This is a genomic window from Nitratidesulfovibrio oxamicus, from assembly GCF_015731765.1.
Lineage (GTDB): Bacteria > Desulfobacterota > Desulfovibrionia > Desulfovibrionales > Desulfovibrionaceae > Cupidesulfovibrio > Cupidesulfovibrio oxamicus.
The window spans coordinates 1-10,208 of the sequence record NZ_VRYY01000004.1; the positions used below are offsets into that span (position 1 = coordinate 1).

11 protein-coding genes are annotated in these 10,208 nt (G+C 66.8%); 1 reads left to right on the top strand and 10 read right to left on the bottom strand.

The genetic code is table 11. The features are described from left to right. The 10 genes from FVW20_RS00155 to rbp form a co-directional block, all read right to left on the bottom strand. Nucleotides 1-529 (bottom strand): DMT family transporter (locus tag FVW20_RS00155; protein ID WP_196607769.1); only part of this gene is annotated, 529 nt, incomplete at its 3' end. Nucleotides 530-855: 326 nt separating this feature from the next. After that, on the bottom strand, nt 856-1,767 hold the full coding sequence (locus FVW20_RS00160; protein ID WP_196607770.1) for a glycerophosphodiester phosphodiesterase: 912 nt from the start codon (nt 1,765-1,767) through the stop codon (nt 856-858). 204 nt (nt 1,768-1,971) lie between these two features. After that, entirely contained in the window at nt 1,972-2,832 is an 861-nt protein-coding gene (locus FVW20_RS00165) for an ABC transporter permease (RefSeq protein WP_196607771.1), read from the bottom strand. Continuing rightward, nucleotides 2,829-3,674 (bottom strand): ABC transporter permease, encoded by an 846-nt coding sequence (locus tag FVW20_RS00170; protein ID WP_196607777.1) that lies wholly within the window; start codon nt 3,672-3,674, stop codon nt 2,829-2,831. The genes FVW20_RS00165 and FVW20_RS00170 overlap by 4 nt, the downstream gene beginning before the upstream one ends. A 56-nt stretch (nt 3,675-3,730) precedes the next feature. Continuing rightward, nucleotides 3,731-4,999 (bottom strand): ABC transporter ATP-binding protein, encoded by a 1,269-nt coding sequence (locus FVW20_RS00175; protein WP_196607772.1) that lies wholly within the window; start codon nt 4,997-4,999, stop codon nt 3,731-3,733. A 322-nt stretch (nt 5,000-5,321) separates the two neighbouring features. After that, on the bottom strand, nt 5,322-6,389 hold the full coding sequence (locus FVW20_RS00180) for an extracellular solute-binding protein (protein WP_196607773.1): 1,068 nt from the start codon (nt 6,387-6,389) through the stop codon (nt 5,322-5,324). Nucleotides 6,390-6,570: 181 nt separating this feature from the next. Further along, nucleotides 6,571-7,485 carry an EamA family transporter RarD gene (gene rarD / locus FVW20_RS00185; protein WP_196607774.1) on the bottom strand — a complete coding sequence of 305 codons (915 nt, stop codon included), beginning with the start codon at nt 7,483-7,485 and terminating at the stop codon, nt 6,571-6,573. 190 nt (nt 7,486-7,675) lie between these two features. Beyond that, entirely contained in the window at nt 7,676-8,230 is a 555-nt protein-coding gene (locus FVW20_RS00190) for a hypothetical protein (protein WP_196607775.1), read from the bottom strand. A 279-nt stretch (nt 8,231-8,509) separates the two neighbouring features. Then, a complete protein-coding gene (locus FVW20_RS00195; protein WP_196607776.1) occupies nt 8,510-8,968 on the bottom strand; it encodes an outer membrane lipoprotein in 459 nt (152 codons plus the stop codon). 207 nt (nt 8,969-9,175) lie between these two features. Next, nucleotides 9,176-9,442 carry an RNA-binding regulator gene (gene rbp, locus FVW20_RS00200; protein ID WP_035068700.1) on the bottom strand — a complete coding sequence of 89 codons (267 nt, stop codon included), beginning with the start codon at nt 9,440-9,442 and terminating at the stop codon, nt 9,176-9,178. A 422-nt stretch (nt 9,443-9,864) separates the two neighbouring features. Here rbp and FVW20_RS19510 point away from each other — a divergent pair. Continuing rightward, nucleotides 9,865-10,208, top strand: a 344-nt coding sequence (locus FVW20_RS19510) for a hypothetical protein (protein ID WP_231038737.1), incomplete at its 3' end; no start/stop codon positions are given.

Sequence of the window (10,208 nt, forward strand, 5' to 3'; positions counted from 1 at the left end):
CCAGCCCCACCCCGCGCAGCCGCACCGCGCGTGACAGGGGCGCCGCCCCTTCGGGCACCGTGCCGCTGTCGCCCACCACCCAGGCAACCCCGCCCGTGGCGACGAGAATGCCCGCGATGCCCAGCGCCCCGATGGTCTCGCCCAGAAACAGGTAGCCAAGCACGGCAGTGATCACCGTGGACAGCGATTGCACCAGCAGGGCCACCCGCGCCCCCACCAGCACCACGCCGGAATAGAACAGCAGGTCGCACAGTGCCACGCCGAACACCCCGGACAGGGCCAGCGCAGTCAGGGCCAGCGGGCTGGGGCCGCCCGTCGGAGCCGCGCCGGGCACCATCACTCCGCCGCCGAAAAACAGCACGGATGCGCCCCACCACGCGCCGAACATCACGATGCAGATGGGCAGGCGCAGCAGGATCAGGGTGTGGGCGCCAAGGCGCCGGGAAAGAATGGCGTGAATCTGGCACGACACCGCCCAGAGGGCGGCGGTGGACAGGGCGGCGAGTTCGCCGGTCCCGAGGGCGGGCATGAAGTTCCTCCGCAGGGCGGAAGCTGGCCGGAAAGACCGGCGCACTGGTTGCGCGACAGTTGTGTGCCGTTGCGTGGAAATCGCGTAGGGTCGCGGGGGATCGCGAGAAAGTCGCGTGGGGCACCGCGCACCACCGCAACGGCAGGCGCGGATGCCCGAGCGCACGGCCTACGCCTTGTGGCGCGCCGGGTCAACCATCCGAATATGCAGACTGTTCCCGTGCGGAAATGCACGAGGGGGACGCGGTCCGTGGCCGCCCCTATCCCGCTTGCCCCACCATGCTCGCCCCGGTCGGGGGAGGGACAGGGACAGCGCCCGAACACCCCTTACGCGCTCAAGCCCCTCTCGCGCAGCAGCCCCCAGCACAGCAGCGGAACGTCGGTAATCAGCCCGGCCACGCCCCAGTCGATGAAGCGGCGCATGTCCGCCTCTTCGTTCACGGTCCAGACGTTGACGGCCACGCCCATTGCCCGCAGCCCCGCCACGTCCGCTTCGGTGACGATGTCGTCGCCGGGGTGATAGGCCACCACGCCAAGTTCGCGGCACAGGGCCACCGGGTCGTCGGGACGCACGTCCTCCACCAGCGCGGCCAGGGCCAGCGCGGGTTCCATGCGGGCCGCGTGGCGCAGGCAGTCGTGCCGGAAGGAGGACAACAACGTACGCTCCATCAGGCCGTGCGCGCGGAGGCGTTCCAGCACGGCGCGGACCACCGCCTCGTCGCCGGGATACGTGGGACTGCCGGGGCTGCCGTCGGCATTGACGGTCATGTCCTTGATTTCCACGTTGACGCGCCAGCCGTGGTCCGCCGTGAAGGCCAGGGCCTCGTCCAGCGTGGGGATGCGCAGGCCGGGGAACAGGGCCAGGTCATCGGCGGTCACGCCGCCCGAAGCAATCTGGCCGTGCGGGTCGGCGGCCTGGTACCAGCTGCCCGCGTCCAGCCCGCGCAGTTCGTCGAGGGTGAAGTCGCACACCCGCCACGGGGCGCGGCCCGCGTATTCCGGGCGGGAGGCCACGTCGGTGGTGCGGTCAAGGGTGTCGTCGTGCACCACCACCAGATGCCCGTCGGCGGTGAACTGCACGTCCAGTTCCCACAGGTCCGCCCCTTCTTCCAGCCCGCGCTGGGCGGCGAGGATGGTGTTTTCGGGCGCCACGGAGCGCGCACCGCGATGGGCGATGCACAGCACCCGCCCTTCGCGCAGGGCGTAGTATCCTTCACGGGGCGTGGTTGCGCCTGACATGCTGACCTCCTGAATCAATGAAGCAAGACGTTTTCATCGACAGACAACGATGCAGCCGAGCATACCCACTCCGCCCGCGCGCCGCAGGATTTTTGCCTTCAGGCAAGGAAGGCGAGCTTTTTGCGAAGGGAGCGGACTCTTCCGTCCGTGACCGGAGCAAAAAGCGACGCCTGACGAAGTCTGAAGACAAAAGGACAAGGCGCGCTAACTGGCTTCGGTCTTCCGCCCAGCATACAGATTCACGCACGCCACCAGCGAGGTGCCCACGATGAGCAGGAACGAGATGGCGTTGATGACCGGGGTGGAGCCGTCGCGCACCTGCAAATACAGGTTGATGGGCAGGGTGGGTTCCGAACCCACGAGAAACAGCGTGGTGTTGAAGTTCTCGAACGACATCAGGAAGGCCACGGCCCCTGCGCCGATGATGGCCGTGCGCAGGAACGGCAGGGTGATGTAGCGGATCACCTCCAGCCGGGTGGCGCCAAGGTTCAGCGCGGCCTCTTCCAGGGTGCGGTCGAACTTTTTCAGCCGTGCGGACACCACCAGGGTGACGAAGGTGGTGATGAACGAGAACTGCCCCAGCACCACCAGCCAGAAGCCGGGCCGCAGGATGCCCACGTCGATGCCCAGCACGTCTTCCGTGAAGGTGCCCGCGGTGGTGGCGGCAATCAGGATGGAAATGCCCAGGATGACGCCGGGCACCACCAGCGGGGCCAGCATCAGGAAGTACAGTGCGCCCTTGAGCGGAAACTCCTCCTGCTCGAACAGGAAGGCCGCGCAGGTGCCCACCAGCGTGGCCAGCACGGAGACAAGAATGGCGGTCTGGGCGCTGGTGAAGATGGACGACAGGTTGCCCCGGTCGTGAAAGATGCCGGTGCGCGCTGGCAGGTCGGCCAGAAACCAGTCCAGCGTGAAGCCCTTCCACGGCAGCGAGGGAAATTGCGAATCGTTGAAGGCCAGCACGCAGGTGACCGCCAGCGGCGCGAACAGAAAGACGAAGTACAGCGTGACGTACAGGCCGTAGCCCATGGTGTAGCCGCGCGAGCGCGGCAGCGAGCGGATCATTGCACTACCCTGCTCAGTTTCTGGCCGGTCAGCCGCAGCCCCAGCCAGATGATGCACGACGACAGCGCCAGCAGCAGAAAGCCGAAGGCCGCGCCCTGGTTCCAGTTGAAGCTGGCGATGAACTGGTTGTAGATCTGCTCGGTGAACCACAGCGAATTCTTGCCGCCCATCAGGTTGGGCGTCAGGTAGTTGCCGAGGGTGAGCATGAACACCACGATGCCCCCGGACACGATGCCCGGCATGCAGTGCGGCACCACGATGGTGCGCATGATGGTCCACGGCCCGGCCCCAAGGTCGCAGGCGGCCTCGATGAGGCTGTCGTCCAGGCTTTCCAGCACCGACACCAGCGGCACCACCATGAACAGCATGGAGGTGTACACCAGCCCCATGATCATGGTGGCGTCGTTGTACAGCATCTCCACGGGTGCGCCGGTAATGCCCAGCGCCATCAGCCAGTGGTTCAGCACGCCGCTTTCGCGCAGCAGGATCATCCAGCCGTATACCCGCACCAGCTCACTGACCCAGAACGGCAGCAGCAGCATGGTCAGCAGAAAGCGCGAGGTGTTCCGGGCCACCACCTTGGTCACGTAGAAGGCCACGGGCAGGGACACCAGGAAGGTCAGCAGGGTGACCAGCACCGAATACCCGGCGGTACGCACGAAGGTAAGCCAGTAGATGGGTTCCGCGAAGAACTGGTGGTAGTTCTCGAGGCTCCAGCCCTCGTCGCCGAAGGCCGGGTCCATGCGGAAGGACATGATCAGCAGGTCGAGGTGGGGCAGCACTATGAGCAGCCCCAGCCACAGCACCACCGGGGTCAGGAACAGCGCCAGGGTCAGGCGCATTCCCGGCCCGGATTTCAGCGGTGCGGAAGGGCCGGACGCGGCATGCGGGGCGGCGCTCATCGTCCGCTCCCCGCCGCGAAGCAGATGCCCGCGCGGTCGTCCCAGCCCACGGTGATGCGGTCTCCGGGCTTGATGTGGTCGTACAGGCGGTTCTGGGGCAGGGCCACCATGACCTCGCGGCGCGATTCTTCCGGATGGGTCAGCAGGCGGCTGGCCGCGCCGTCGAACAGGATGGCCTGCACCTGCACCTGCACGCGATTGGCGCAGGGCCCGCGCACCGGCAGGGGGGCGTCGCCGCCGTCAGCCGCACCATCAACCGCACCACTGGTCGCACCGCCGGTCGCACCACCGGTCGCACCATCAATTGCGCACGATGCGCCGTCGGGGTCGATCAGCACGGCCTCTGGCCGGATGAACATGTCCACCCGCGCCCCTTTCGCAAGCCCGGCGGCCACGCGGGCGCGAAACACCGCGCCCTCGTCGGTGCGCACCAGCCCCGCACCGTCGGTGGCCTCTTCCAGCGTGCCCGTCCACACATTGGTCTCGCCCACGAACCCGGCCACGAAGGCCGATGCCGGGCGGCGGTACAGGTTGCGCGGGGTGTCCACCTGCTCGAAGCGCCCCGCGTTCATGACCGCCACGTGGTCGGACATGACCAGCGCCTCGGACTGGTCGTGGGTGATGTACACGAAGGTGGTGCCCACCTCGGCCTGCAGGGTCTTCAGTTCCACCTTCATCTGCTCGCGCAGCTTCAGGTCCAGCGCGCCCAGCGGTTCGTCCAGCAGCAGCACGGCGGGCTCCAGCACCAGGCAGCGGGCAATGGCCACGCGCTGCTTCTGCCCGCCGGAAAGCTGGGCGGGCATCTTGCTGCCGTAACCGGGCAGGCCCACGCGCTCCAGCACGTCCTGCACCCTGCGGCCTATCTCGCGCCCGCCCATGCCCCGGCGCTTCAGGCCGAAGGCAACGTTCTCGGCCACGGACATCATGGGAAACAGCGCAAGATGCTGAAATATCAGATTCACAGGGCGGCGGTTGGGGGCAATGCCCGCCATGTCGCGACCGCGGATGGCGATGACGCCGGAATCGGGCGATTCGAAGCCCGCGATCATCCGCAGCAGGGTGGTCTTGCCGCAGCCCGACGGGCCGAGGATGGAAAAGAACCTGCCCTGCTCCACCTCGAACGACACGTCGTTGACCGCCGTGAATTTTTCGAAGCGTTTGACGAGGCGGGTGACGGAAAGGTCCGCCGAAGCTCTTGGGGATGCAACTGGGGATGCATTCGGGAATGCGACTGAAGAAGCAACTGGAGAAATATCCGTGGGCATAGGGTCATGCACTCCCGCCGCGCCGGTCCGCCCGCCTCTGGCGCTGCACGCCCCATCGGTGCCGGTGCCGGCACCGTTGCGGACCGCACCGGGTCCGCGGGGTGTCGCAGTTTCGCAAGAGGGACTGGGCCGACATGCACGGCGCATCTGGATGGCCACCTGCTGCCGGGCCATCCGGTATCCATCGCGGTTCCGCCCCACGACACTGAACGTGGCGGGCGAAACTGCCGGGCCCTGCAAGCCCGGCGCGTCCTGTTCCGGATAAACACGGAATCGGGGCGCCGCCCCCCCCTCACGGGCAGGCGCGGCGCCCCGCGTCATGCTACTGGGCGGCCTTCACCCGGTCCAGCACCTTGCCTTCCATGGCTTCGAGCTTGGCGGGCACGGGCGGGTACCACTTGATGTTGTCGATGACCTGCTGCGGGTAGCAGCGTTCGAAGTCGGCGCGGAACGCGGGCTTCAGGCGTTCGCCCACGCCCACGGCGGCGGTGGGGGTGTCTTCGGCATTGGTGAACACGGCCGCGTTTTCGGGCCGCATCATGAAATTGATCCACTTGTACGCGGCGTCCGCGTTGTCGGCCTTGGCGGGGATGGCGAAGGTGTCGATCCAGCCCAGCGCGCCGGTGGTGGGCGCCACGAAGTCGATGTCGGGATTTTCGGCGTGCAGCTTGAAGCCGCCGTTGTCCCAGGCCTGGGCGATGTGCACTTCACCCGAGCGCATGGATTCCAGCAGCGCGTCGCCGTTGGTCCAGTAGTTCTTCACCACACCCTTGGCGGCAATGAGCTTGCCTTCCACCTGGTCCAGCATCTTCTGGTAGGCGGCTTCATCCGCGTACAGGGCAAAGGGGTTGACGCCCATGCCGAAGGCCTGCGCGATGAGGGTGGGACGCTTCAGGCGGTAGCTGGCGCGGCCCGCGTACCTGGCGTCGAGCAGATCGGCAAAGCCCTTGGCCTCGGGCGCGAACTTGCGGTTCACGATCAGGCCGTCGGTGCCCCAGCAGAACGGCACTGCGTACGACTTGCCCTTGACCAGGGTGTTCTTTTTCACCGCGTCGAGCATGGAGGGAATGAACCGAGCTGCCTCGATGCGGCCGAAGTCGATGGGCTGGTACAGGCCGAAGCTTTCCTGCACGGAAGAAATGCGGTCCTGGCTGGGCTGGGCAAGGTCGAACCCGCCGCCGCGCGTGGCGCGCAGCTTGGCGATCATTTCCTCGTTGTTCGAATAGGTCACCTGCACCTTGTAGCCGGTTTCCTTCTCGAACTTTTCCACCAGTTCCGCGGGGGCGTACCCCTTCCAGGTCAGCAGGCGGAATTCCTTGGGCGCGGCATGGCCCAGGCAGGGCAGCAGCACCGTGATCATCGACAGCAGCAACAACATCTTCTTCGTCATGTGCAGCCTCCGGGTATGATGGGTTTCCCGCCCGCGCGCGCCGCACCCCGTGCACGACGCAACTCCGCAGCGGAAACACCACGATGGCGTCCCCATGTTACCCGAAGATTGCGCGCACGCCACACACTGGTCACGGCCGCACGACCAATTCTTGCCAGGCTACTCCAAAACCATGCGGCTGTCACCGAATGGCGTGGCGGTATGCGCTTCTTGCGGCACGGATCCCGTCCGCCGTGTACAGGGCCAGCGCCGTCCAGATGCAGCCGAAGGTCAGCATGTGGGCGGAGGTCACCGGCTCGCGAAACACGAAGGCCCCCAGCAGAAAGGCGATGCTCGGCGCAATGTACTGCATGACCCCCAGCGTGGTCAGGCGCAGCCTACGCGCAGCAAAGGCAAAACACAGCAACGGCGTGGATGTGGCGATGCCCGCGCCCACCAGCAGGAGGTCGGTGCCCAGCCCCAGATGCCCCAGCGCGCCGCCCCCCTGCCACGCCAGCCAGCCAAGGTAGCCGACGGCCACGGGCGCAAGCAGCATGGTTTCGATGAACAGGCCGGGAATGGATTCCACTTTCACCAACTTGCGCAACAGGCCGTAGAACGAGAACGACACCGCCAACACCAGCGCCACCCACGGCAGCCTGCCATACGACACCAGCATGGAAAGCACCCCGGCGGCGGCAATGGCGATGGCCGCAAGCTGCACGCGGCTGGGCCTTTCGCCCAGCACCAGCGCGCCCAGCAGGGCATTGACCAGCGGAGTCATGTAGTAGCCCAGGCTGGTTTCCAGCACCATGTTCGAGTTCACCGCCCAGATGTACAGGAACCAGTTGCCGCCGATGAGCAGGCTGCTGCCCGCGATGGTGGCCAGGTTGCGGCGCGAGGCCACGGCGGCGCGCACTTCTGCCAGGCGTCCGCCCAGCAGCACGAGGGGCAGCAGGAACACTACCGACCAGACGATGCGGTGGCACAGGATTTCGGACGGGGGAACCTGCTGGACGAGCTTCCAGTACAGGGGCAGAAGGCCCCACAGTCCGAACGCGCCAAGGGCCCCCCAAAGGCCCGCGCGCGTGGTGCGTTGCTGCGGTTGCGGCGGCATGGCTTCTCCGTGGCGGCGCAGGGGGCGAGCCCCGCGCCCAAAGGTGGCGAAAGAATGGCCCAGGTGGTCACGGATGCTCACGGCCGGTCACGACCGGCTGGGCTGCCGGACCGACTGGGCAAGGTCGCTGCTGGCCCAAAAACGAAGGGGGCCGTCGCCGACGGCCCCCGTAACTGCGCTGGGACGTTGTCTACCGGCTGAAGGACCTGGCGAACAAGGCCTCTATGGCGGCCCTGCCGGAGTCCTCGATGAAACGGGTGCCGGTGGCGGTGAAGTGGCGATGGGTAATGCGCGGGGCGGCCTCTGGCAGCCAGGCGTCCTGTTCCCAGCGGAACCAGCCGTTCTTCACCTGGTCGAACACGAACAGGGGCTTGTTGCAGATCTTGGCGAATTCCGCGCCCCAACCGGTGCCGCCCTTGACGGTGCCGTCCTCCATGACCTCGCCCACAACGAACACCTCGTGCCCGCTGCTGACCTGCCAGCAGATGGACTGCAGCACCTTGCGGAACAGGGGGGCGCGGGTATACTGGCGGTTCATCAGGCGCGAAACGTAGGTCAGGCTCACGTCCTTCAGGGCCAGTTCCTCGCTGGTCAGCACGCGCACGCCGCGCATGCGTTCCACCTGATGTCCCTCGAAGCTGTAGTTGACCTCTTCCAGGCCGTACGCCTCTGCCGAGGTGCCGAAGCAGGCCTCGGTCCCCGCGGCGCCGCCGCTGTACAGGATGCATTCCCTGGGATCAAGCATCGGTATCCTCCGTCGCGTTCGTGAAGGCCGGCTCGCCGCCGGCGCGGTGTGGTGGCGTCGTGCGACGTGCGCGGCGGGCACCACCCGGCGACACGTCATGGAAAGGGAAGACCCGCCCCGAAAGGCCGGGACGGGTCCAGTATACGCATTTGGCTTCCGGTGTACAGCGGGCCGTGGATGATGGGGAAGGTGATCTGCCGACATCTTCAACCCGGCCATCCCGCAAACGGAGACCTGCCACACGAGGGAAGGTTCCCGCTCCGCGAGCAACGTTTCCCTTTAGTGACGGACGCGGGCCGAGCCGTCATTCCCCGTCAGGATGCGCACCCGGTCGCCCACCATGAAGGCTTCGTCCGGTTCCTGCACCACGGACATCATCTGTCCGTTTTCCAGCCTGACGGTGATTTCAATGGCCTTCTTGGTGGACATGGCCTTTTCACCGGCGTAGCCCGCAGCGCCACCGGCCACCGCGCCGCCAAGGGTGGTCAGCGTGCGGCCCTTGCCGCCGCCGATCATGTTGCCAAGCACGCCGCCCACCACCGCGCCGCCAAGCGCGCCGAGACCGGTGGCGTTGTCTTCGATCACGGCGTCGTTGATCTGCTCCACGGTGCCGTACTGCACGGTGTGCGACATGCGGGTCTGCCCGCCCTTGTAGGTGCCGCCGCCGTAAGTCTGGGCGCAGCCGGAAAGGGCAAGCCCGACGATCAGCAGCGCCACGAGGGCCTTGAGTTGACGCATCTCGTTCTCCTTGTCTTGAGGAAGGAATCGTTTGCCGCGCCGCCGGAAATGACGGCGCGATTTCCTATCTGAATATACAGCTTGCGGACGGGGGATGCAACACACCCCCACCGCAACACGCTTCCGGCACCGATGCCGGGCCATGCAGAACGCCGCCCCGGAACCTGCGGTCCCGGGGCGGCGCAACATGCCGAGTGCAGTTGGGGGCTAGTAGCGGGGCGGGCGGGGCGCCTTGGGCTGGGCCTCGTTGACGCGCAGGTTGCGACCGCCGAACGGTGTGTTGTCCAGGGCTTCGATGGCCGCCGCGGCAGCGGCGTCATCCATCTCGACAAAGCCGAAACCACGGGCGCGCCCGGTTTCACGGTCGGTGACCAGCTTGACGGAAAGCACCGTGCCGTAGGTGCTGAACAGGCTGCGCACTTCGTCCTCGGTGGCGGCCCAAGGCAGATTGCCGACGTAGATAGACTTGGCCATGCGAAAAACCTCTCACTAAAAATGGAACACGCCCGCGCCGTTTCATCGGGACAGGACCGATGTCCTGCTGCGCGGCCCCAGTTTCTGCCCTTGCCCCATGCGGAGCCATCCGTCAACAGGAAAGATCAAGGGTGGTGACCCCCTGCGTGCATGTGCCACGCTCCTCACCCTGGCCACAGCCCGGCCCCGCCGGGTCAATGCGGGGGAAAGACGGGCCACAGTCAGGAACAATATCCCGTGACATCAGGCACATGACACTTGGGGTGCTTTTCAAACGGAGCGGAATCCTCTATCCTTCCTTTCATCCAACGCCGTTTCCCGAAGGGCCTCAGATGACCACCCGCCGCAAGGCGCCCTGGCCGCAGAAGGCATGGCCGCATGCGCCATCGCGCGTGCCCGCCGACTGCCCGCGCCGCTCCCGCATGTTGCAGCCTGGCCTTGTGCCTGCCGCACGCCATCACGCCGCAAATACCCCCCGACGCATTCGCCGCCTGCGCACCCCGCCCCGCCCGCGTCTTGTGCCCCACGCGTTTCGCCTGCCGGTTCTTCCGTCCGTATCACGCCTGCGTTTGCCCCTGCCGCCCTTGGCCGACATTGGCCCCGTTGCCACCGTTGCCACCGTTGCCGCCGCTACAATCCTCACCCCCATTGTCACTGCCCGCCCGGCCTGGGCCGCCGTCGAAGGCGCCGTGCAGTGGACGTCGCCCGCGCTGCTGCTCGGCCTTGCCGCCGGGCTGGTTCTGGGCCTGCTGGCGGGATTGCGGGC